At 70.2% G+C, this 21,335-nt stretch carries 19 protein-coding genes and 1 pseudogene; 12 read left to right on the forward strand and 8 right to left on the reverse strand.

Going from position 1 to position 21,335, the window contains the following annotated elements:
* Positions 1-8 precede the first annotated feature (8 nt).
* Positions 9-1,772, reverse strand: coding sequence for a pectate lyase-like domain-containing protein (locus P2Q00_RS01440; RefSeq protein WP_275768659.1), 1,764 nt, complete (start codon positions 1,770-1,772; stop codon positions 9-11).
* Positions 1,773-2,000: 228 nt separating this feature from the next.
* On the opposite strand from P2Q00_RS01440, the gene P2Q00_RS01445 reads away from it, so the two are divergent.
* From P2Q00_RS01445 to P2Q00_RS01465, 5 genes are all read left to right on the forward strand, one after another.
* Positions 2,001-3,317, forward strand: a complete 1,317-nt coding sequence (locus tag P2Q00_RS01445; protein WP_275768661.1) for an ABC transporter substrate-binding protein — start codon at positions 2,001-2,003, stop codon at positions 3,315-3,317.
* 5 nt (positions 3,318-3,322) lie between these two features.
* Entirely contained in the window at positions 3,323-4,318 is a 996-nt protein-coding gene (locus P2Q00_RS01450; protein ID WP_275768662.1) for a carbohydrate ABC transporter permease, read from the forward strand.
* Between the two features lie 22 nt (positions 4,319-4,340).
* Positions 4,341-5,180 (forward strand): carbohydrate ABC transporter permease, encoded by an 840-nt coding sequence (locus P2Q00_RS01455; protein WP_275769457.1) that lies wholly within the window; start codon positions 4,341-4,343, stop codon positions 5,178-5,180.
* A 29-nt stretch (positions 5,181-5,209) separates the two neighbouring features.
* On the forward strand, positions 5,210-6,574 hold the full coding sequence (locus P2Q00_RS01460; protein WP_275769459.1) for a GH1 family beta-glucosidase: 1,365 nt from the start codon (positions 5,210-5,212) through the stop codon (positions 6,572-6,574).
* Between the two features lie 145 nt (positions 6,575-6,719).
* On the forward strand, positions 6,720-8,366 hold the full coding sequence (locus P2Q00_RS01465) for an APC family permease (protein ID WP_275768664.1): 1,647 nt from the start codon (positions 6,720-6,722) through the stop codon (positions 8,364-8,366).
* Positions 8,367-8,454: 88 nt separating this feature from the next.
* Here P2Q00_RS01465 and P2Q00_RS01470 read toward each other — a convergent pair whose 3' ends face one another.
* A complete protein-coding gene (locus tag P2Q00_RS01470) occupies positions 8,455-8,847 on the reverse strand; it encodes an SCO5389 family protein (protein ID WP_275768666.1) in 393 nt (130 codons plus the stop codon).
* 41 nt (positions 8,848-8,888) lie between these two features.
* On the reverse strand, positions 8,889-9,845 hold the full coding sequence (locus P2Q00_RS01475) for an ATP-binding protein (RefSeq protein WP_275768668.1): 957 nt from the start codon (positions 9,843-9,845) through the stop codon (positions 8,889-8,891).
* A 126-nt stretch (positions 9,846-9,971) separates the two neighbouring features.
* Between P2Q00_RS01475 and P2Q00_RS01480 the strand changes: the two genes are divergently transcribed.
* Positions 9,972-10,136, forward strand: coding sequence for a hypothetical protein (locus P2Q00_RS01480; RefSeq protein WP_275768669.1), 165 nt, complete (start codon positions 9,972-9,974; stop codon positions 10,134-10,136).
* 167 nt (positions 10,137-10,303) lie between these two features.
* Here P2Q00_RS01480 and P2Q00_RS01485 read toward each other — a convergent pair whose 3' ends face one another.
* On the reverse strand, positions 10,304-11,080 hold the full coding sequence (locus tag P2Q00_RS01485) for a CDP-alcohol phosphatidyltransferase family protein (protein WP_275768670.1): 777 nt from the start codon (positions 11,078-11,080) through the stop codon (positions 10,304-10,306).
* A gap of 108 nt (positions 11,081-11,188) precedes the next feature.
* On the opposite strand from P2Q00_RS01485, the gene P2Q00_RS01490 reads away from it, so the two are divergent.
* From P2Q00_RS01490 to P2Q00_RS01510, 5 genes are all read left to right on the forward strand, one after another.
* The gene (locus tag P2Q00_RS01490) at positions 11,189-12,169 is read left to right on the forward strand and encodes a dehydrogenase (RefSeq protein WP_275768671.1); all 981 of its coding nucleotides are present in this window, start codon (positions 11,189-11,191) and stop codon (positions 12,167-12,169) included.
* 116 nt (positions 12,170-12,285) lie between these two features.
* The gene (locus P2Q00_RS01495; protein ID WP_275768672.1) at positions 12,286-12,684 is read left to right on the forward strand and encodes a 6-pyruvoyl trahydropterin synthase family protein; all 399 of its coding nucleotides are present in this window, start codon (positions 12,286-12,288) and stop codon (positions 12,682-12,684) included.
* Positions 12,681-13,892, forward strand: a complete 1,212-nt coding sequence (locus tag P2Q00_RS01500; protein WP_275768674.1) for a glycosyltransferase family 4 protein — start codon at positions 12,681-12,683, stop codon at positions 13,890-13,892. Before P2Q00_RS01495 ends, P2Q00_RS01500 begins: the two co-directional genes overlap by 4 nt.
* On the forward strand, positions 13,889-14,896 hold the full coding sequence (locus P2Q00_RS01505) for a class I SAM-dependent methyltransferase (RefSeq protein WP_275768675.1): 1,008 nt from the start codon (positions 13,889-13,891) through the stop codon (positions 14,894-14,896). Before P2Q00_RS01500 ends, P2Q00_RS01505 begins: the two co-directional genes overlap by 4 nt.
* Positions 14,897-15,006: 110 nt before the next feature.
* Entirely contained in the window at positions 15,007-16,503 is a 1,497-nt protein-coding gene (locus P2Q00_RS01510) for a lysylphosphatidylglycerol synthase transmembrane domain-containing protein (RefSeq protein WP_425579686.1), read from the forward strand.
* Here the strand turns inward: P2Q00_RS01510 and P2Q00_RS01515 are convergent.
* A pseudogene (locus P2Q00_RS01515) lies at positions 16,476-17,135 on the reverse strand (creatininase family protein); the annotation flags it as partial. The gene P2Q00_RS01510 and the pseudogene P2Q00_RS01515 overlap by 28 nt on opposite strands.
* A gap of 38 nt (positions 17,136-17,173) precedes the next feature.
* On the opposite strand from P2Q00_RS01515, the gene ribA reads away from it, so the two are divergent.
* Positions 17,174-17,833, forward strand: a complete 660-nt coding sequence (gene ribA, locus P2Q00_RS01520; RefSeq protein WP_275768677.1) for a GTP cyclohydrolase II — start codon at positions 17,174-17,176, stop codon at positions 17,831-17,833.
* Between the two features lie 52 nt (positions 17,834-17,885).
* Here the strand turns inward: ribA and P2Q00_RS01525 are convergent, their stop codons facing one another.
* The 3 genes from P2Q00_RS01525 to P2Q00_RS01535 form a co-directional block, all read right to left on the reverse strand.
* Complete coding sequence (locus P2Q00_RS01525) at positions 17,886-19,118, reverse strand: serine hydrolase domain-containing protein (RefSeq protein WP_275768679.1); 1,233 nt, start codon at positions 19,116-19,118, stop codon at positions 17,886-17,888.
* A gap of 159 nt (positions 19,119-19,277) precedes the next feature.
* Complete coding sequence (locus tag P2Q00_RS01530; protein ID WP_275768680.1) at positions 19,278-20,657, reverse strand: MFS transporter; 1,380 nt, start codon at positions 20,655-20,657, stop codon at positions 19,278-19,280.
* Positions 20,654-21,286, reverse strand: a complete 633-nt coding sequence (locus tag P2Q00_RS01535) for a TetR/AcrR family transcriptional regulator (RefSeq protein ID WP_275768682.1) — start codon at positions 21,284-21,286, stop codon at positions 20,654-20,656. Before P2Q00_RS01535 ends, P2Q00_RS01530 begins: the two co-directional genes overlap by 4 nt.
* Positions 21,287-21,335: the final 49 nt, after the last annotated feature.

Raw genomic sequence — 21,335 nt, forward strand, 5'->3', positions numbered from 1 at the left:
CCCTCGGGTCATGGATACGACACCACCGTGGACGGCACCGTCGACGTACCCGACGTCGGCGCGCCCGAGTCGTTGATGACGTGCTCGTACTGGCCCTTGCCGCCCAGGGACACCACCAGCAGATCGTGGAAGCGCACGCCGGGCCGGTTCGGCGCGGCGAAACCGCTGTGCTGCACGATCGTCGGGTCGACGTTGTAGAAGCAGTAACTGCCCAGGCCCCAGCCCTCGTGCGCGGTGACGCCGTCGCCGACCTTGTAGGCGGCGTAGCCCTTCACCGCGCCGTTCTGGATCGCCGCCTGGTTCGGGGCGTCGTAGGCCTTCTCGTTCTGGAAGAAGATCGTGCGGCCCCGCTGCCCGTACCACTGCACGTCGTACTTGTTGAAGTGCTCCACGAACAGGCCGGTGCACAGCACGTCGTCGCCGTTCACGACGATGCCGTAGTCGGCCCGGTTGGTGTCCCAGCCGACTCCGTCGCCGTGGTCGGCGCGCCAGACCCAGGTGTGGTCGACGATGGTGTGCCGGCTGTTGATCACCATGCTGGTGGTGGCCTTGCCGGCGCCCGCGCCGCCGATGCGGACGAACACATCCTGCACGGTGGTGGGGTTGGCGGAGTGGTCGCGGGAGGCGCCGCGCGGGCCGATCTCCAGCAGTGTGGGCGAGTTGACCGGTCCGGCGTCGATCAGGAATCCCGCCAGGCGTACGCCGTCGACGTCGGCGACGCGCAGGGCAGTAACTCCGTTGTCGGGTACGAGAGTTGCGTACCCCAGGCCCAGGACGACCGTGCCCGCCCGGTCCACCTGGACCGGGCGGTCGAGGTGGTAGATCCCGGGCGTCAGCAGCAGATGGAGCCCCTGCGTGAGCGCCTGGTTGAGGGTGGCCGCGGACACGCCCGGCTTGGCGACGTAGAACTGCGACAACGGCAGCGAGGTGCCTCGCGGGGTGCCGTTGCCCCAGGTGACACCGCGGGCGTTCGTGCGCTTCTCCGGCAGGAAGACGCGGAGGTCGGAGGCGCCGTCGACGTAAAGGAAGGGCTTCTCGCGGGAGACCGGGGTGGTGTCCAGCGTGGTGTACGGCGGGTTCGGGAAGCTCTGTGCCGGGGCGCCCTGGACGCCGGAGAACACCATGTTCCAGACGCCGTTGAGCCAGCTGCCGATCGCGCTGTCCCGGGTGTACCACTGCTGTTGCGAGTACGGGCCGACCTGGCCGTCGATACGGCTGTCCGCGATATAGCCGCCGCTTGCCCAACCGTAGCCCGTGGGCGAGAGGTTGAGGCCACCGCGGATGTGCATACGGCGGAAGGGGGCGGCCTGGGCGACCGCCCAGCGGTTGGTGCCGTTCGCCGGGACCAGGGCCAGGTTCTCCGCCGAACGCCAGAAGTTCTGGGTCGCGTTGCCGTTGAACCAGCCCGCGTCGACCGTGACGTCCCCGTTGATGGTCGTGTCGTCGGGGGAGAGGCCCAGGCCCATGATCGAGGTGTAGAAGCCGAGTTGGGCGTTCAGGCCGTTGTAGGTGCCGGGCTTGAACAGCAGTGCGTAGCGGCCGGTGCCGAACTGTGCCGACTCCTGTTGCTTGAACACCTCGTCCAGCTTGGCCTGGATGCCCGGGGTGGACGGGTCGAAGACCAGGACGTTCGGGCCGAGGTCGCCGCCGCCGGGGAGGAGCCGCGGCTTCCGGGCCGGTGACGGGGTGGCCGACGCACGGCCGGACAGGGCCAGCACTGCGGGAGCGGCGGCGCCGAGGACGGTTCTGCGGCCTATGTCGGGCAGGGGCATGGGGCGGCTCTCCTGTTCAGGAAGTGAACGGGGTGGGGTTTGGGAGCGCTCTCTCGCCGCTGAATGCTTCAACTGCCCGAACGGGCGCGTCAAGGGGTGGGACCGGAGTTCCACAAGGGTTGCCGCACCCCTTGACGAGCTCACCCCTTGAGGTTTAACTCACGTCCTAAATTAAGTCATGAGTGCAATCAGGTCATGAGTGCATTCCCTGAAGGGACACCGGGAGCCATGCGCAGCATCCGAGCCGCGGCCGTAGGCGCCGTCACCATGTCACTCGCCCTTGCCGCCACGGCCTGCGGAGGCGGTTCGTCGACGGGCGGCGGGTCAGACGACTCGCCGAAGACGCTCACGTACTGGGCCTCCAACCAGGGCGCCAGCATCGCCGTCGACAAGAAGGTCCTGCAGCCCGAACTCGACAAGTTCGAGAAGCAGACGGGGATCAAGGTGAAGCTGGAGGTCGTCCCCTGGTCGGACCTGCTGAACCGCATCCTCACCGCGACCACCTCCGGCCAGGGCCCGGACGTGCTCAACATAGGCAACACCTGGAGCGCATCGCTGCAGGCCACGGGCGCCCTGCTGCCCTGGGACGCCAAGAACCTCGCCAAGATCGGCGGCAAGGACCGCTTCGTCGACTCTGCCCTCGGCTCGACCGGCGCCGAGGGCAAGGACCCGGCCGCCATACCGCTGTACTCGATGGCCTACGCCCTCTACTACAACAAGCAGATCTTCGCCGACGCCGGCATCTCCAAGCCCCCGGCCACCTGGGACGAACTGATCGCCGACGGCAAGAAGATCACCGCGAAGGGCAAGTCGCCGCTGGGCGCCGAGGGTTCGAACCTCGCGGAGAACATCCACCACGTCTTCGTCTTCGCCAAGCAGCACGGCGCCGACTTCTTCACCGCGGACGGCAAGCCCGACTTCACGAACGACGGTGTGGTCACCGCGGTCAAGCAGTACGTCGACCTGATGGCCAAGGACAAGGTCATCCCGACCGGCGACGCCGAGTACGCGCAGAACCAGTCCGTCAGCGACTTCGCCAAGGGCAAGCAGGCCATGCTGCTGTGGCAGTCCGCCGCCGCCAACCTCAAGTCCCAGGGCATGAGCGAGAGTTCGTACGGCATCGCGCCCGTGCCCGTGCAGTCCGGCACCCCCGGCACCGGCGCCCAGGTCAACTCGATGGTCGCGGGCATCAACCTGGCCGTCTTCAAGAACAGCCACAACCTCGACGGCGCCACGAAGTTCGTGAAGTTCATGACCGGCGACGCCGAGCAGAAGATCCTCAACACGGCGTACAGCTCGATCCCGCCGGTCAAGGCCGCACAGAGCGACGCCGCCTTCAACACCCCGTCCAACGCCGTGCTGAAGAGCACCCTCGCCACCAGCGCCGCCGCGCTTCCGCAGGTGGCGGACGAGTCGCAGTTCGAGACGGCGGTCGGCACGGCAGTCAAGGACCTGTTCGCCGACGTCGCCGCCGGACGCGCGATCACCACCGACTCGGTGAAGGCCAAGCTCGACAAGGCCCAGCAGCAGATGCCGGCGAAGTGAGCAAAATGACCACCACTGCACTCAAGGAGCCTTCGGTGCAGGGGAGTTCCGGCGGGGCGGTTTCAGCTGAACCGCGTCGCCGCCGCCCCGGCCGCATCCGCCGTATCGGACTCCCGTACCTGCTCCTGCTGCCCGCCCTGCTTCTCGAACTCCTGGTCCACCTCGTGCCGATGGTCATCGGCATCGTCATGAGCTTCAAGGAGCTCACGCAGTTCTACATCCGTGACTGGGGCACCGCGCCCTGGACCGGCCTCGGCAACTACAAGGTGTCGGTGGACTTCGACGCCCCCGTCGGCGAGGCGCTGCTGCACTCCTTCTTCGTCACCGTCGCCTTCACTCTGCTGTCGGTCGGCCTGTGCTGGCTGATCGGCACGGCGGCCGCGGTCTACATGCAGGACACCTTCACCGGCCGCGGACTGCTGCGGGCGCTGTTCCTGGTGCCGTACGCCCTGCCGGTCTATGCGGCCGTCATCACCTGGGTGTTCATGTTCCAGCACGACAACGGCCTGGTGAACCACGTCCTGCACGACCAGCTGCACCTCACCGACAAACCGTCCTTCTGGCTGATCGGCGACAACAGCTTCTACGCCCTGCTCACCGTGTCGGTGTGGAAGGGCTGGCCGTTCGCCTTCCTGATCGTCATGGCCGGACTCCAGAACATTCCAAGGGAGTTGTACGAGGCCGCGGCCCTGGACGGCGCCGGGATGTGGCAGCAGCTGCGAAGGATCACGCTGCCGTCGCTCCGTCCCGTCAACCAGGTGCTGATCCTGGTCCTGTTCCTGTGGACGTTCAACGACTTCAACACGCCGTACGTCCTGTTCGGCAAGGCCGCTCCCGAGGCCGCGGACCTCATCTCGGTCCATATCTACCAAGCGTCCTTCGTCACCTGGAACTTCGGCACCGGCTCCGCGATGTCCGTACTCCTGCTGCTGTTCCTGCTGCTGGTGACGGGCGGGTATCTGGCGCTCACCTCGCGCGGACGGAGGACGGCCGATGTCTGAATCCCGGATGGCCAAGTCACCGATGGCGCCGCCGAGTTCGTTCCTCTGGTCCCGGCGGATCTTCCTCACCCTGCTCACCGGCTTCGTGCTGGTGCCGGTGTACGTCATGGTCTCCAGCTCGCTGAAGCCGCTCGCCGACGTGACGGGCCAATTCCGTTGGCTGCCCAGCGGGTTGACCGTCCGCCCGTACATCGACATCTGGTCGACGGTCCCGCTGGCGCGCTACTTCGTGAACTCGCTGATCGTGGCGGGCTCGGCGACGGTCTGCTCGGTGGTGATCGCGGTGTTCGCCGCGTACGCCGTCAGCCGCTACTCCTTCCGCGGCAAGCGCGTCTTCACGGTCACCGTCCTGTCCACGCAGATGTTCCCGGGCATCCTCTTCCTGCTCCCGCTGTTCCTCATCTACGTCAATATCGGCAACGCCACCGGCATCGCCCTGTTCGGCTCACGCGGCGGCCTGATCCTGACGTATCTGACCTTCTCCCTGCCGTTCTCGATCTGGATGCTGATCGGGTACTTCGACTCGGTGCCACGGGACTTGGACGAGGCGGCCCTGGTGGACGGCTGCGGACCGCTCGGCGCGCTGTTCCGCGTCGTCGTACCGGCCGCGATCCCCGGCATCGTCGCAGTCGCCGTCTACGCCTTCATGACCGCCTGGGGCGAGGTGCTGTTCGCCTCCGTCATGACCAACGACACCACCCGCACCCTCGCCGTCGGCCTCCAGGGCTACTCCACCCTCAACGACGTCTACTGGAACCAGATCATGGCCGCCTCGCTGGTCGTCAGCGTGCCCGTGGTGGCCGGTTTCCTGCTGCTGCAGCGCTACCTCGTCGCCGGGCTGACAGCAGGAGCCGTCAAGTGACCAACTCCCGCCCCTTCGAAGGGACTTACGTGTCCGACCGCATCGACCTCGCCGCCTTCCCGCACGACTTCCTGTGGGGCACGGCCACATCGGCCTACCAGATCGAGGGAGCCGTCGCGGAGGACGGCCGCTCGCCGTCGATCTGGGACACCTTCTCGCACACCCCCGGCAAGATCGCGGGCAACGACCACGGCGACGTCGCCTGCGACCACTACCACCGCTGGCGCGAGGACATCGGGCTGATGCGCCAACTGGGCACCAACGCCTATCGGTTGTCGATTGCCTGGCCGCGCGTCGTCCCCGGCGGCGACGGTCCGGTCAACCCCAAGGGGCTTGCGTTCTATGACGAGTTGATCGACGGTCTGCTGGCGGCGGACATCACCCCGTCCGTCACTCTCTACCACTGGGACCTGCCGGGGACCCTCCAGGACAGGGGCGGCTGGCCGGAGCGGGAGACCGCGTTCGCGTTCGCCGAGTACGCCTCCGTCGTGGCCGAACGCCTCGGCGACCGCGTATCGCACTGGGCCACCCTCAACGAGCCGCTCTGCTCGGCCTGGATCGGTCACCTGGAAGGCAGGATGGCGCCCGGCCTGACCGACCTGACAGCCGCTGTCCGCGCCTCCTACCACCTGCTGCTGGGTCACGGCCTCGCCGCGCAGGCGATCCGCGCTGCGGCCCCGACCGCCGAGGTCGGCCTGGTCACCAATCTCTCCACGGTCCACGCGGCCACCGACCGCGAGGAGGACGTCCGGGCCGCCCGCCGCATGGACGGCCATGTCAACCGCTGGTGGCTGGACCCGGTGCACGGCCGCGGCTTCCCGTCCGACATGCGTGAGGTGTACGGAGTCGAACTCCCCGAGCGGGCAGGGGACTTGGCGACGATCGCGGCCCCGCTCGACTGGCTCGGCCTGAACTACTACATGCCGGCCACCGTCGCCGACGACCCCACCGCCCCCGCGCCCCACATCCGTTCGGTCCGCCGGCTCGGCGTCCCGCGCACCGGCATGGACTGGGAGATCGACGCGAGCGGCATCGAGACGCTTCTGCTGCGTCTCACCGAGGAGTACGGCGCCCGGCGCCTGTACGTCACCGAGAACGGCTCCGCCTACCCGGACGTCGTACGCCCGGACGGGACGGTGGACGACCCGGAACGCCAGGACTACCTGGAGCGGCACCTTGCGGCCTGCGCGTCCGCCGCCCGCAGGGGTGCCCCGCTGGCGGGCTATTTCGCCTGGTCGCTGCTGGACAACTTCGAGTGGGCCTATGGGTACGACAAGCGGTTCGGCCTCGTGCACGTCGACTACCGGACACAGGCCCGCACGATCAAGGGGAGCGGACGACGGTACGCGGAGATAGTGCGGGCGCATCGGGAGAGGGGGCGGAGGGCAGCCTGACGCGGTCGGCGGACCACGGACCCGGCCGAGAGGGATTTCTTGGTCTCGCGAACAGATTTCGGAGCTTTGCCCACAGCTGAACTGGCGAGTTCGCGTCATCATGGCACGATAGTGATGAACATCACCCTACGAGGGGGTGTGCGGCATGGCCGTATCAGAAAAGGCGCCCATTCCGGGAACCCACAAACCGGGACTGAAGCGTGAGATCGGTTTCATCGGCCTCATCTGGGCCTCGGAGGGATCGATCATCGGGTCCGGGTGGCTGTTCGGCGCCCAGGGCGCCCTTGCGGCGGCCGGCCCGGCGGCGATCATCTCCTGGGCCATCGGCGGCGTGGCGATCCTCATCCTGGCGCTGGTGCACGCCGAGCTCGGCGGAATGTATCCGGTGTCCGGAGGGACCGCCCGCTTCCCGCACTACGCCTACGGCGGCGCCGCCGGCGCCTCCTTCGGCTGGTTCTCCTGGCTGCAGGCCGCCACGGTGGCACCCATCGAGGTGCTGGCCATGATCACGTACGGCCAGCACTACTCCTGGGCGCACGGCTGGGAGAAGATCAAGGGCGGCGAGCATGTCCTGACCGGGTCCGGCATCGCCGTCGCGGTCGGACTGATGGCGGTCATCACGGCGATCAACTTCCTCAGCATCCGGCTGCTGGCCCGCACCAACAGCGCGGCGACCTGGTGGAAGGTCGGCGTCCCGCTGCTGACGATCTTCGTCTTCGCCATCGCTACATTCCACACGGGCAACTTCACGGCGGCCGACGGATTCAACCCCTACGGCGCCAAGGGCATCCTGTCCGCCGTCTCCACCAGCGGCATCATCTTCGCCCTGCTGGGCTTCGAGCAGGCCGACCAGCTGGCCGGTGAGAGCGCCCACCCCAAGCGGGACATCCCGCGGGCGGTGATCGGATCGATCATCCTGGGCATCATCATCTACATCCTGCTGCAGGTCGTCTTCCTCGCCGCGCTGCCCCCGGGCCAGATCGGCCATACGTGGGCCAATTCCGCGTTCAACGCCCTGAGCGGACCGTTCGCCCAGGTCGCCACGCTCATCAGCCTCGGCTGGCTGGCCACGATCCTCTATCTCGACGCGGTGATCTCCCCCGGCGGCACCGGCCTGATCTACATCACCGGCTCCTCCCGGGTCTCCTACGGCCTCAGCCGCAACGGCTACGTGCCGTCCGCGTTCGAGAAGACCAACGGGCGCGGTGTCCCCTGGGTCGGCCTGATCACCGCCTTCGTGATCGGCTGCATCTGCTTCCTGCCCTTCCCGAGCTGGCGCTCCCTGGTCGGTCTGATCACCAGCGCGAGTGTGCTGATGTACGCGGGCGCCCCGCTGTCCTTCGGTGTGTTCCGCAACCGGCTGCCGGACGCACACCGCCCCTACCGGCTGCCCGGCGGCAGCTGGATGTCACCGCTCGCCTTTGTCGTCGCCAACCTGCTGATCCTGTGGTCGGGCTGGACGACCGACTGGAAGCTCGGCGTCGCCATTCTCATCGGTTACGTCATCCTGGTCGCCAACCGGGTGTTCAAGATGAACCCGATCACCCCCGAGCTGGACATGCATGCCGCCCAGTGGCTGCCCGCCTACCTGGTCGGCATGGGCCTGATCGTCTACCTCAGCGACTTCGGGCCTCTCAAGCACCCGTGGTTCCCGCTGTGGTGGGACATGGTGGTCACCGCCGGCTTCAGCCTCGTCATCTACTACTGGGCGATGGCCGTCGCCCTGCCGGCCGAGAAGATCCAGGCCATGATCGATCAGGTTGTCATCCCCGAGGAGGAAGAGATCCTCTGACCTGGAGGAGGCCGAAAGGACCCGGCCGAAGGGATCCTCTGACCTGCTGAGACCTTCTGGCCGAACCGGCCGGCAGGGCGTGCGCCGGTCAGCAGTCCCGGAACTCCGGCGACTGGTTGAGCACCTGCGCGCGCACCGAGGTGAACCGCGCGTACGTCTGTCCGCCGCGCGCCTCCGGCCGGAAGGCGGCCACCCGGTGGCAGTTCTGGAAGGCCAGCCGGATGCCGAAGTGCCGCTCCAGGCTGCCGCGGATGGCGTCGCTGGCGAGGGCGCGCAGCAGCTGGCCGCGTTCCTTCTCGGACGGGGGAGGGGTCTGGTTGTCGGTGAACTCGGCGGTGCCGCCCTCGAGTTCGGCGGCGAGGGAGGCGATCAGGTCGTAGGCGTAGGGGAGGGACGTGCGGACCGTGTCCACGAAGTCCTCCTCGCGGATGTCACCGGACTCGGCTTCGGCGAGGAGCTTCGGGGAGACGTCGAGAGACATGTGAGGGGTTCTCCTGATTGATTTCGCAGTCGGTTTCGTGGTCAGTTCAGAGCCGTCGGGCCCGGGACGAAGTCCGGGTCCACCTGGTGTGCGAGGTCCAGGCCCGTCGCCTCGTCCGCCCATGCGCGGGCGTTGCGCAGGTGGAACTCGACGGCGTGGCGGTGGAGGGCGGGCCAGTCCTTGGGGCCGGCGTCGACCGCCTGGCGCAGGACGTCGAGGGCATGGCGGTTGTGCGGCTCCAAGGTGTCCGACTCGCCCTCCGTGCGGCCCTGTTCGGCCGCTCGCACCCAGGGGGAGTGGACCAGGTGGGTCAGGAGGTCGTCGCCCACCTGCTCCTTCAGGAACAGCAGGTCGTCCTCGCCCGTCACCTTGTTGCCGATCACGGCGATGCGGATCCCGAACTCGCGGGCGTGGTCGCGGTACTGGCGGTAGACCGAGACGCCCTTGCGGGTGGGCTCCGCCACCAGGAACGTGATGTCGAACCGGGTGAACAGGCCCGACGCGAAGGCGTCTGCGCCCGCCGTCATGTCGACCACGACGTACTCGCCGGGGCCGTCGATCAGATGGTTGAGGTAGAGCTCGACCCCGCCGAGCTTGGAGTGGTAGCAGGCCACCCCCAGATCGCCCTCGTCGAACTCGCCCGTCACCATCAGCGGTACGTCGCCCACGCGCCGGACGTGGCGTGCATGGAGTTCGTCGTCGCCGAGGAGGCGGAGGAGGCGGGAGCCACGGCCGGGCGGGGTGGTCTTGATCATTGCCTCGCGGGAGGCGATGCGGGGGTTGGTGCCGCGCAGGTAGTCCTTGATCTCGGGCAGATGGGCGCCCAGGGGTGGTGCGTCCAGGTGGTCCTCGTCGAGCCCCAGGGCCTCGGCCAGGTGCTGGTTGATGTCGCCGTCGATGGCGAGTACCGGCTCGCCGGAGCGGGCCAGATGACGGGAGAAGAGCGCTGACAGGGTGGTCTTGCCGCTGCCGCCCTTGCCGACGAACGCGACCCGCATTACCGGGCCGAGCTCATTTTGAAAATGAATGTCATGTGGCTAGGTTTTAGGCAGCTTCCGACGCTCTGTCAAATCGGACCGGCGGCCGCGCCGTGCGGCTGTTGCCCCGCCGGTAGGGTCGCCGCCATGAAGATCGTGGTGGAGATCGCCCGTGCGGCTGACCAGGAACTCGTCGACGCGTTCGGCCGGCTGCTGCGGCAGCTGCCCCGCTCCGCGGGGACGGCCGCGATCAGTTGTCGATCGTCTGCGGCACCGTCGTGGCTGGTCGCGCAGTTCCCCGCGCCCCTTTAGGGCGCTACTGAACCGTTTCCTGGCCTGTGCCCGGGAAGCCGGTGCCCGGACCCTCGACCTCACCTCCCGGCCGGACCGCGAGGCGGCCAACCGGCTCTATGAGCGGCTCGGGTTCGAGGCCAGGGAGTCGACCGTGTACCGGTTCCCGATCGGGGCGTGAGCGTTGCTCAGGACGCCACCGTCGCGCGCTCCGACTCCAGCTCCAGCATCTCCTCCACCTCGCCGTCCCGGACCCTCGACGTCCGCCGCAGCCACAGGACGTCCCGGCCGAAGGACCAGATGAGCGAGCCGAGGGCCAGCACTGTGACCGCCAGGGACGCCGAGTGCGGAAGGTAGTCCGAGGCGGCCAGCAGCAGGCAGATGCCCTGCATCGCGGCGACCGTCTTGCGGGCGGTGCTCGGCGGCAGTGAGGCGTTCAGCCACGGCCAGACGCGGGCCGCGGCGACGAAGGCGTAGCGCATGCCGCCGATGAGCATGACCCACGGGCCCAGCTGCATCGACACGTACACGCTGAGCACCAGGATCAGGAACGCGTCGACCTCCATGTCGAAGCGGGCGCCCAGGGGGGTGGAGGTGCCGGTGGCGCGGGCGACCTTGCCGTCGACGCCGTCCAGGATCAGGGCCACGGCCGTCAGGCCGACGAAGAGGGTGACCGGCGGGGAGCTCTCGAAGGAGTCCGCCACCAGGGCCGTGACACCGCCGACCAGAGTGGCCCGGCCGAGGGTCACCCTGTTGGCCGGGCCGAAGGAGCGCAGCCGGGAGCGGCGCAGTGCCCGGGAGAGCACCGCCCAGCTGGCGACGGCGAAGGCGAGGCCGGTCAGCCAGCCCGCCGGCCCCATGCCGATCGCCGTTCCGAGCAGGGCCAGCAACAGGATCTGAACGCCCGCTCCCACAGCGGTCTCCTGCTGGACCAGCCTTGCGTCGTAAGTGTTGTTCAGGGCCACCGCACACCCTCCGGCCGTATGACAAAGTCGATCAACGCCGCGTACTGTGCGCGGCCTGTGCACACCTCGGTACGTGAACAACTTCCAGATCGTTCAGGAGGAGGCCGGATGAACCGCATCGCACGCGCGTTCTGGCTGAGTCGTCCGGGTCTCGGCGAGATTCGGAGCGTCGACCTGCCGGAACCCGCGCCGGGCGAAGTGCTGGTGCGCTCGCTCTACTCGGGAGTCAGTCGCGGCACGGAGACGCTCGTCTTCCGCGGCGGCGTCCCGGAGAGCCAGCACGCGGCCATGCGGGCGCCGTTCCAGGAGGGCGACTTCCCGGCACCCGTGAAGTACGGCTACCTCAGCGTCGGCCTGGTCGAGGAGGGGCCGGACGCGCTGGTCGGCCGTACGGTCTTCTGCCTGTACCCGCACCAGACGCGGTACGTCGTCCCGGCCTCCGCCGTCACGGTCGTACCGGAGAACATCCCCGCAGAGCGGGCCGTCCTCGCCGGGACCGTGGAGACCGCCGTGAACGCCCTGTGGGACGCGGCGCCGCTGGTCGGCGACCGGATCGCCGTGGTCGGCGGCGGCATGGTCGGCTGCTCGGTGGCCGCCCTGCTGGCCCGCTTCCCGGGTGTACGTGTGCAGCTCGTCGACGCCGACCCGGCCCGCGCCAAGACCGCCGAGGCCCTCGGCGTCGACTTCGCCCTGCCTGCGGACGCGCTCGGCGGTTGCGATCTCGTCGTGCATGCCAGCGCCACCGAACAGGGCCTCGCCCGCGCTCTGGAACTCCTGGCCGCCGAGGGCACCGTCGTCGAACTGAGCTGGTACGGCGACCGGAAGGTCGGCCTCCCGCTCGGCGAGGCCTTCCACTCCCGGCGGCTGACGATCCGCAGCAGCCAGGTCGGCACCGTCTCCCCGGCGCGCGCGAACCGCAGCTACGCCGACCGGCTCGCCCTCGCCCTCGACCTGCTCGCCGACCCGGCACTCGACGCACTCATCACAGGGGAAAGCACGTTCGAAGAGCTACCGGAGGTGATGCCCAGGCTGGCATCCGGCGAGATTCCCGCGCTGTGTCACCGTGTGAGGTACCCCGAAACGGTCTGACCTGAGAAAAGAGTGAGACTCGGCTGAACGCGGGAAAGCGAAGAGCCGTACTACACGGCATCCTCCGGCGGCCAACGGCCGGAGGAGCAGAGGCGCCGCACCTGGAGGGTCGTCCGTTGTTCAGTGTCACCGTCCGCGATCACATCATGATCGCCCACAGCTTCCGCGGCGAGGTCTTCGGACCCGCGCAGCGCCTGCACGGAGCGACGTTCCTGGTGGACGCCACCTTCCGGCGCGAGCAGCTGGACGACGACAACATCGTCGTCGACATCGGACTCGCCACCCAGGAACTCGGCGCCGTCGTCAGCGAGCTGAACTACAGAAACCTCGACAACGAGCCCGACTTCGCCGGAATCAACACCTCCACGGAGTTCCTGGCCAAGGTCATCGCCGACCGGCTCGCCGAGCGCATCGAGAAGGGCGCGCTGGGCGAGGGCGCCAAGGGCATCGCGGGGATCTCCGTGACCCTGCACGAGTCGCACATCGCCTGGGCGAGTTACGAGCGTGCCCTGTGACCGATGTGACCCTGGAGAAGGTGAACCAGCCCCCGGGGAAGGGGGAGAGGCCGTCTCTCGGCTATGTGCCGGTACAGAACTCCGCCCTGAAGAACGCCGAGATCATCCCCATGTCCCTGCGCTCCGTGCACTTCGTCATGCCGGGCGGCGTCGACGACCCGGCCGCGCCGAGCGGCGGCAACGCCTATGACCGGCGGGTCAGCCTGGACCTGCCCGGCTTCGGCTGGCAGGTGCACAAGCACGCCGTGGCCGGCGAGTGGCCCCGGCCGGGGGCGGCGGCCCGGGCGGAACTCGCGCGTACGCTGCGGGAGTTGCCGGACGGAACGGTCGTCCTGCTGGACGGGATCGTCGCCTGCGGTGTCCCCGAGATCGTCGTCCCGGAGACGGAGCGGCTGAACCTCGCGGTCCTCGTGCACCTTCCGCTCGGCGACGAGACGGGCCTGGAGCCCGCCGTGGCCGCCGAGTTGGACGCCAAGGAGCGCGATGTGCTGCGGGCCGTGCCCGCCGTGATCGCCACCAGCGACTGGGCGGTACGCCGCCTCGTCGCCCACCACGGCCTCGCCCCCGAGCGGGTCCATGTCGCCGCCCCCGGCGCCGACATCGCACCCCTCGCCTCCGGCACCGACGGCGTCTCCCGGCTGCTGTGCGTGGCCGCGGTGACCCCGCGCAAGGGGCAGCACCGGCTGGTGCAGGCGCTGGCCGCGGCGGCCGACCTGCGGTGGAGCTGCGTGTGCGTCGGCGGGCTCGGGCAGGACCCCGAGTACGTCGGCCATCTGCGGCTGCTGATCAAGGAGCACGGCCTGGAGGACCGCATCGAGCTCGCGGGCCCGCAGGCCGGTGCCGAGCTCGACGCCAGTTACAACGCCGCCGACCTCATGGTCCTCACCTCGTACGCGGAGACGTACGGCATGGCGGTGACGGAGGCCCTCGCGCGCGGCATCCCCGTGCTGGCCACGGACGTCGGCGGTCTCCCGGAGGCGGTCGGACGCGCCCCCGACGGCGGTGTCCCCGGCATCCTCGTCCCGCCGGAGGACCCCGCCGCCCTCGCCGCCGAACTGCGCGGCTGGTTCGGCGAGGCCGATGTACGACGCCGGCTGAAGGCCGCCGCCCGGGGCCGACGGGCCGCCCTGGACGGGTGGGCGACGACGGCCCGAAGCCTTGCCGGAGTACTCGGCCGGCTGCCGAGCGAACCCAGGAGGGCCGCATGAACAGGACGGCACAGATCGGCGGGAAGATCCCGGCCCAGCCCGGGCCGCAGGACGGCTCCGAACCGGCGGACCGGGACGGCTCCCGGCCGGCGGACTCCGTGATCCCCGGCGCCGGCCCCGCCCCCCGCCCCGGGGAGCGCGCCACCGTGCGGCTGCGGGACACCGGGCCCGAGGAGCCGCCCCGTTATGCCCCCGAGTGGCTGGAGCTGCGCGAGCCCGCCGACGCCGCGGCGCGGGCGCAGGAACTGCTCGACCCGCTGCGGATCCGGCTGGCCAACCAGCCGGGCAAGGCCGGCCTGGCCATCCACGACCTGGGCTGCGGCACCGGGTCCATGGGCCGCTGGCTCGCCCCCCGCCTCGACGGCGCCCAGCACTGGATCCTGCACGACCGCGACCCCTACCTCCTGCACTTCGCGGCCGTCGCCTCCCCGCGCTCCGCCGCCGACGGCAGCCGGGTCAGTGTGGAGACGCGCCGCGGCGACGTCGCCCGGCTCACCCCGGACGCCCTGGCCGGAGCCTCGCTGGTGACGGCGTCCGCACTCCTCGACGTCCTCACCCGCGAGGAGATCGAGACCTTTGCCGACGCCTGCACCGGAGCCGGCTGCCCGGCCCTGCTGACGCTCTCGGTGGCCGGACGCGTCGAACTCACCCCGTCCGACCCGATGGACGAGGAGATCACCGAGGCGTTCAACGCCCACCAGCGCCGAGGCGGACTGCTCGGCCCGGACGCGATCACGGTGGCCTGCGAGGCCTTCTCCGAACGGGGCGCGACGGTACGGGTCAACCCCAGCCCGTGGCGGCTCGGCCCCGACCAGGCCGCCCTGACGGCCCAGTGGCTGCGCGGCTGGGTGGGTGCGGCCGTCGAGGAGCGCCCCGAGCTGAAGGCCCGTGCAGAACGGTATCTGCAGGAACGTATGGCCGCCTGTGAGGCGGGCGAGCTGCACGTCGTGGTCCACCACAGCGACCTGCTGGCACTGTCGCGGCCGACGGGCGGGGCGTCATGAGCGTGGAGACGGTGAGGGCGTACGTGGCGCGCGCGCCGCGGGAACAGGGGGTACGGGCCGGGCGCCGCCTGCCCGTCCAGGCGCGGGTCGACAGCGTGACGTCGGCGGGCGTGACCGTGGACGAGCCGACGGGCTCCATGGCAGCTGCTGCGCCGGCGGATGCGGGTGTTGAGGTGCGGCCCGCAGACGGCTCGTCCGTGTCGCCTGCGGGTGCGGCTGCCGGGGTTCGCCCTGGTGGTGTCGGGTCTGTGCCGGCAGCGTGTGTTGCCGCACAGGTGCGTTCCGGTGGTGTCGGGTCTGCGGCGTCCACGGGTACGGCCGTCGAGACGCGGCCCGGCGGCGTCGTGTCCGTGCCGCCCACCGGTGCGGCCGTCTCCAGCGCCCGTATCGGCGTGATCGTCTCCTCGGCGCGGCCCGAGGCCACGCCTGGTGCGTCGTGGTGGCGTTCGGTCCTGCCCCGTCTCAACTCCTCTGCCGTACGCACCCACTTCGGCACCGTCGCCGGCGTCGTCATCCTCGGCGCACTGCTGTGGCGCCTCGGTACCGGGGTGCTTCTGGACGGGCTGCGGCGGATCGATGCGCCGACGCTGCTGGCGGCGCTGCTGATCGGGGTGGTCACCACCGTGCTCAGTGCCTGGCGGTGGGCGCTGGTGGCCCGGGGGCTCAGGATCCGGCTGCCGCTCGGCCCGGCCGTCGCCGACTACTACCGGGCGCTGTTCCTGAACGCCGCCCTGCCCGGCGGTGTCCTGGGCGATGTGCACCGGGCGGTGCGGCACGGGCAGAGCTCCGGTGACATGGGCCGCGGCGTGCGCTCCGTGGTCCTCGAACGGGTCGCCGGGCAGGTCGCGCTGACCGTCGTCGGCGGGGCGGTGCTGCTGACGATGCCGTCGCCGGTGCTGGGCGAGGTACGGGACTTCGCGCCGCTCGTCGCGCTCGCCGCGGTGGGGGCGCTCGCCGTCGTGGTCGCGCTGCGGATGAACGCAGCGCCCTCCCGCCGCGGGCGGGCGCTGCACGCGGCGCTCGCAGAGGCGCGCGAGGGACTGCTGTCGCGTCGCAACTGGCCTGGCGTCGTCGTCTCGTCGCTGCTGGTCCTGGCCGGCCACATCGCGATGTTCGTGCTCGCCGCGCGGGTCGCCGGATCCGGCGCCTCGGTCGCCGCGCTGCTGCCGCTCGCCGTCCTTGCGCTGATCGCGATGGGGCTGCCGCTGAACGTCGGCGGCTTCGGCCCCCGCGAGGGCGTCGCCGCCTGGGCGTTCGGCGCGGCGGGGCTCGGCGCGAGCAGCGGGGTGGCGGTCTCCGTCGTGTACGGCGTGCTCAGCTTCGTGGCGGCCCTGCCGGGCCTCGTCGTCCTCGTCGCCCGCTGGTACACGGGCCTGCGGGCGGGTTCCGGGACGGCCGCGGCGCCGGCCCCGGAACCCGCCCGCGAACGGGACTACCCGCGCGCACTCCCGGCCTTCTCCGTCTCTCCCGATTCCCCGTCGGAATCGTCCGCCGAGGTGAGGAGTGAGAAATACGCTCCGAAGGAATCCGCGAGGGCGGCCAGCAGTTCCTTCCCCTTTTCCGCGGAACCCAGCGAAGGGCGTCCGATGACGCCCGAATCGGTATAGCCGGACATACCGAGGGTGAGCAGATGACGCCGGTCGTCCGCGACGAAATCGGAGGTCTCATAACCGGGCCGGAGGAATTCGGGGTGAGCATGCAGAAGGATGGAGGTCTCGATTTCTCCCGCATGCATGTCGGTGAGCAGCGAGGTGGCCACCCCCGCCCGCTGCCGCGCCGCTTCCCAGTCCTCCGCGGCCGGGAACAGTGCCATTCGCTCGCCGCGGGCCGAGGATTCCTGAACGACGTTGCCCAGTACGTAGTTTCCGCCGTGCCCGTTGACCACCACCAGGGCGTCGACGCCGGAGCGGCGGAGCGACTGTGCAATGTCACCTACCACCGCGTGAAGGGTCACGGAGGAGATGCTGACGGTTCCCGGCCAGGCCGCATGCTCGTGCGAGCAGGAGATGGTCACCGGCGGAAGGAGGTGCACCGGGTACGCCGCGGCGATCTCCCGGGCCACGGCGCAGGCGACGAGCGTGTCGGTCGCCAGCGGAAGGAACGGACCGTGCTGTTCGAAGCTCCCGACCGGAAGGACGGCGACCTGCGTTGAGACACCCGCCGCCCTGGTCCGTACCTCTTCCGTAGTGTCCGTCGGCACCAGCCCGTATGCCGCCGTACGCGCGCCCGAACCACTCATTTCTTCACGGCCTTTCGTCTCTGCTTAGGAATCAGATCATGACAGATAAAATCGGCGTCCTCGGCAAGAAGTCCCCACAGCGCACGGGCGTGGAACGCATTGTGAATGCCCCGCTGCCCACGGTGTACGGGCAATTCCGGGCGGTGGGCTACATGGATCACGATCGCGGCGATGAGCAAGTCGCCCTCGTCCACGGGGACATCGGCACGGAGGGCGTTCTCACCCGGCTGCATTCCGAGTGCCTGACCGGTGACGCGTTCGGCTCCCAGCACTGCGAGTGCGGCGACCAGCTCGAATCCGCGCTGAAGGCCGTCGTCGCCGAAGGCAGCGGCATAGTCGTCTACTTGAGGGGCCACGAGGGCCGCGGCATCGGTCTGCTCGCCAAGCTGCGGGCCATGGCCCTGCAGGCCGAGGGCCTGGACACCGTCGAGGCGAACGTCGCGCTCGGGCTGCCGGTGGACGCCCGCGACTACGGCGTAGCCGCCAAGATCCTGCAGGACCTGGGCGTGAACTCGGTGCGTCTGATGTCCAACAACCCGCGCAAGCGGGAGGCGTTGGTGCGGCACGGCATCCGAGTGGCCGAGACCGTCCCGCTGCTGATCCCGCCGTGCGAGAGCAACATCACCTATCTGCGCACCAAGCGGGAGCGGCTCGACCACGTCCTGCCGCACCTGGACGCGGTGGCGCACCTGTCCTGAACGGCCTCGCACGCCACCTCGCCGGCACCGCCGGTCCGCCGGCCGACGGGGTTCAGTCCACGACCGCCTCGTGGACCAGCCGCTTGAGGTCTGGGAAGAGCTTCAGTGACGACTTCGGCCGGACCTGCGTCATGAACTGCACGGTCAGATCACGGCTCGGGTCCACCCAGAAGGTCGTCGTCGCCGCCCCGCTCCAGCCGAACGTGCCCAGGCCCGACGGAGCCTGGGTGCGTTCGGGGTCGATGACGACGGAGACGCCGAGGCCGAAGCCGACGCCGTCGTTGCCGGGTTCGTCATGGGCCGGGCGGCTGCCGAAGGCGCGCAGGTCGGCGCCGCCGGGAAGGTGGTTGCGGGTCATCAGGTCCACCGTCTCGGGTGCCAGGAGGCGTACGCCGTCGAGCTCGCCGCGGCGGCGCAGCAGTTCCATGAAGCGGTGGATGTCGTGCGCGGAGGCCGCCAGGCCGCCGCTGCCGGACAGGAAGCGGGGCCGTCCGCCGCGCAGTGGCAGCCCGGCGATCGGCTCGATGCCCCCGGCGTCGGTCTCGCCGTACAACTCGGAGAGTCTCGGGGCCTGTTCGTCCGTGACGCAGAACCCGGCGTCGGTCATGCCGAGCGGGCCGAGGATGCGCTCGGCGAAGAAGACGTCGAGGGGCTGCCCGGACACGACCTCGATGACTCTGCCGAGCACATTGGTGGCGACCGAGTAGTTCCACTGGGTGCCCGGCTCGAACTGCAGCGGCAGGCGCGCGTACGCGGCGACGGTCCCGGCCAGGTCCGAGCCCGGCAGCACCGCCGAGTCCAGGCTCGCCTCGCGGTACAGGGCGTCGACCGGGTGGGAGTGGTAGAAGGCGAAGGTCAGTCCCGCGGTGTGGGTCAACAGGTGCCGGATCAGCAGGGGTTGGGCGGCCGGGCGGGTCCGGACGCCGGCGCCGGTTCCGCTCTCGTACACCTGGGGGTCCGCGAAGGCCGGGAGGTGGCGGGCGACCGGGTCGTCGAGCGACAGGCGGCCCTCCTCCACCAGGATCAGCGCGGCGACCGAGGTGACCGGCTTGGTCATGGAGTAGATCCGCCACAGGGTGTCGGCCTCGACGGGCAGACCCGCCGCGATGTCGCGCCGGCCGTGGGCGGTGAGGTGGGCGACGCGTCCGCCGCGGGCCACGGCCACCAGGAAGCCGGGCAGGCGTCCCTCGTCGACATAGTGGGCGAAGTGCTGGTCGAGGCGGTCCAACGCCTTGGCGTCCAGCCCGGCCTCGCCCGGGTCGACCTCTTGTCGCAGCTGTGCCATCGCTCTCCTCCGAACGCGAATCGCTCCGCTGTGGGTGCCGCGAACAGACCGTCAGTCGTCTGCGGCACCTCTGTGGCTGGTCGCGCAGTTCCCCGCGCCCCTTCGGGCGCGCCGAGCCGCAGCGGACTTCCCTGACCCGCCTGGTCGAGGTGTCAGACTTCATCGTCGCTCAGGAACGCGGACGAGGTCCCCCGGTTGACGATGATTGATCGTTTCGGCGGAACGTTCCGGCAGCGCACGGCCCGCCACCGCACCGACCACGGCCACCACGGCGAGGACGAGCAGCGGCAGCGCCTGCCCATGACCCAGCCCCATGAGCGTCGTCGCGGCGGCCACGCCCAGTGCCGGGCCGACGTTCATCGCGGTCTGCTGCAGCCCGCCCGCCACCCCGGCCGACCCGACGGCGGCCTGTCGTACGACGACATGGGTGGCCGCCACCATCACCGTGCCGAACCCGGCCCCCAGCAGCGCGAACCCGGTGCAGAACGCGAGCGTGCCCGAGGCCCGGCCCAGCACCAGGATCCCGGCGGCCAGGACGGCCATCGCCGCCACGGTCGTACGGCGGGCCCCGGCCCGGCGCAGCAGCATCGCGCACCCCGGCGCGGCAAGGATCATCATCGCCGCGAGCGGCAGGCTGAGCAGCGCCATGTGCACCGGGTCGAGACCGAGCGTGTCCTGGAGCAGGAAGGTGGCCACGAAGAGCGTGCCGTGCAGAGCGGCCGACGCGGCGACCAGAATGCCGAGCGCGGAACCCACGGCCGCCGAGCCCACGATGTCCGGCGGCAGCAGCGGGCTCGTGGTCCGCCGTTCATGCCGTACGAAGCCGGCACCCGCGACCACGGCCGACACCGGACCGAGCGCGCTCGCCGCCGTCCATCCGCCGTCCGGCAGTGCGACCAGGGTGTGGACCAGACAGGCCAGCGTCACCGCGAGCAGCAGCGCGCCGGGTATGTCCAGGCGGGACTTCTGACACAGGCCCTGGGGGCGCGGGCCGCTCAGCATGAGCGCGAGCAGACCGAAGACTAGTGCTGGTGCGACGTTGAGGAAGAACACCGCCCGCCAGCCCGGCCCGGCCACCAGCGCCCCGCCCAGCACGGGCCCCACCGCGGCCGCCACCCCGATCGCGCCGGCCCGCACGGCGATCGGCATCCGCAGCCGGTCGGGCGGGAACGAGGCCCGCAGCATCCCCAGCGTGGCCGGCTGCAGCAACGCCCCGAACACACCCTGCACGACGCGCAGACCGATCACCCAGCCCACACCCGGCGCCAGACCGATGCCCGCCGACGTCGCCCCGAAGCCCAACATCCCTATGGCGAACACCCGTTGATGCCCGTACCGGTCGCCGAGCCGCCCCGAGAAGACCAGTAGGCCCGCCACCGCGACGAGATAGCCGGTGCTGGTCCACTGGACCTCCGCGAAGGAGGCGCCCAGATCCCGTTGCAGGGTGGGCTGCGCGACGGTGAGGACCGTGCCGTCCAGGGCGACGATCACGGCCCCGGCCACGCTGCTCGCCAGCGTCAGGGCGCGGTGCGGGCTCATGCGCCGTCCTCCCCGAGATGCGCGTCGAGGGCCGATCGCAACAGGGGTACGAAGTCGTCGGCGCCGGTGGCGAGTTGGAGGCTGCCCCAGCCCCACAGCTGGGCGATGCCGTGCAGGTTCGCCCACAGCGCGCCCGCGACTAGCCGGGCGTCCGCGTCGGGCCGGGTCCGCCCGACCAGCTCCACCAGACGCCCGAACAGCGGAAGGCTGGTGTCGCGCAGACCCAAGTGGCCGCTCTCCAGCAGATCGTGACGGAACATCAACTCGTACATGCCGCGGTTGCCGACGGCGAACTCCAGATAGACCCGCCCCAGCGCCGTCAGCTGCTCGCGCGAGGGCGCCGTGCCGTCGCCGGTCGCCGCCGCGGCCCGCATGGCCAGCTCGGCGAAGCCGCGGCGGGCGATGGCGGACAGCAACTCCAGGTGGGTGGGGAAGTGGCGGCGGGGCGCCCCGTGCGAGACGCCCGCCCGGCGGGCGATCTCCCGCAGGGTCAGTGCCTGTGCCCCCTCCCGGGCGACCAGATCCACACCGACGTCGACCAGCCGGTCCCGCAGACCCGTCTCACCCGTCCCACCCGTCTCACCCGTCTCACCCTTCTCACCCGTCTCACCCTTCTCCGATTCACCCATAGACACTGTCTACCAGCTGGCCGTAGACAGTGTCTACCTGAGCGGCTGT

It is taken from the genome of Streptomyces coacervatus (assembly GCF_029223485.1).
Classification (GTDB): Bacteria; Actinomycetota; Actinomycetes; order Streptomycetales; family Streptomycetaceae; genus Streptomyces; species Streptomyces coacervatus.

What these genes read in the sequence shown, in the direction of transcription:
- P2Q00_RS01455 (WP_275769457.1), top strand. Translation starts at nt 4,341, where the DNA reads ATGGCGCCGCCGAGTTCGTTCCTCTGGTCCCGGCGGATCTTCCTCACC.
- P2Q00_RS01525 (WP_275768679.1), bottom strand. Translation starts at nt 19,118, where the DNA reads ATGGCACAGCTGCGACAAGAGGTCGACCCGGGCGAGGCCGGGCTGGAC.
- P2Q00_RS01490 (WP_275768671.1), top strand. Translation starts at nt 11,189, where the DNA reads ATGAACCGCATCGCACGCGCGTTCTGGCTGAGTCGTCCGGGTCTCGGC.
- P2Q00_RS01505 (WP_275768675.1), top strand. Translation starts at nt 13,889, where the DNA reads ATGAACAGGACGGCACAGATCGGCGGGAAGATCCCGGCCCAGCCCGGG.
- P2Q00_RS01475 (WP_275768668.1), bottom strand. Translation starts at nt 9,845, where the DNA reads ATGCGGGTCGCGTTCGTCGGCAAGGGCGGCAGCGGCAAGACCACCCTG.
- P2Q00_RS01465 (WP_275768664.1), top strand. Translation starts at nt 6,720, where the DNA reads ATGGCCGTATCAGAAAAGGCGCCCATTCCGGGAACCCACAAACCGGGA.
- P2Q00_RS01480 (WP_275768669.1), top strand. Translation starts at nt 9,972, where the DNA reads ATGAAGATCGTGGTGGAGATCGCCCGTGCGGCTGACCAGGAACTCGTC.
- ribA (WP_275768677.1), top strand. Translation starts at nt 17,174, where the DNA reads ATGACAGATAAAATCGGCGTCCTCGGCAAGAAGTCCCCACAGCGCACG.
- P2Q00_RS01470 (WP_275768666.1), bottom strand. Translation starts at nt 8,847, where the DNA reads ATGTCTCTCGACGTCTCCCCGAAGCTCCTCGCCGAAGCCGAGTCCGGT.
- P2Q00_RS01535 (WP_275768682.1), bottom strand. Translation starts at nt 21,286, where the DNA reads ATGGGTGAATCGGAGAAGGGTGAGACGGGTGAGAAGGGTGAGACGGGT.
- P2Q00_RS01445 (WP_275768661.1), top strand. Translation starts at nt 2,001, where the DNA reads ATGCGCAGCATCCGAGCCGCGGCCGTAGGCGCCGTCACCATGTCACTC.
- P2Q00_RS01450 (WP_275768662.1), top strand. Translation starts at nt 3,323, where the DNA reads ATGACCACCACTGCACTCAAGGAGCCTTCGGTGCAGGGGAGTTCCGGC.
- P2Q00_RS01530 (WP_275768680.1), bottom strand. Translation starts at nt 20,657, where the DNA reads ATGAGCCCGCACCGCGCCCTGACGCTGGCGAGCAGCGTGGCCGGGGCC.
- P2Q00_RS01440 (WP_275768659.1), bottom strand. Translation starts at nt 1,772, where the DNA reads ATGCCCCTGCCCGACATAGGCCGCAGAACCGTCCTCGGCGCCGCCGCT.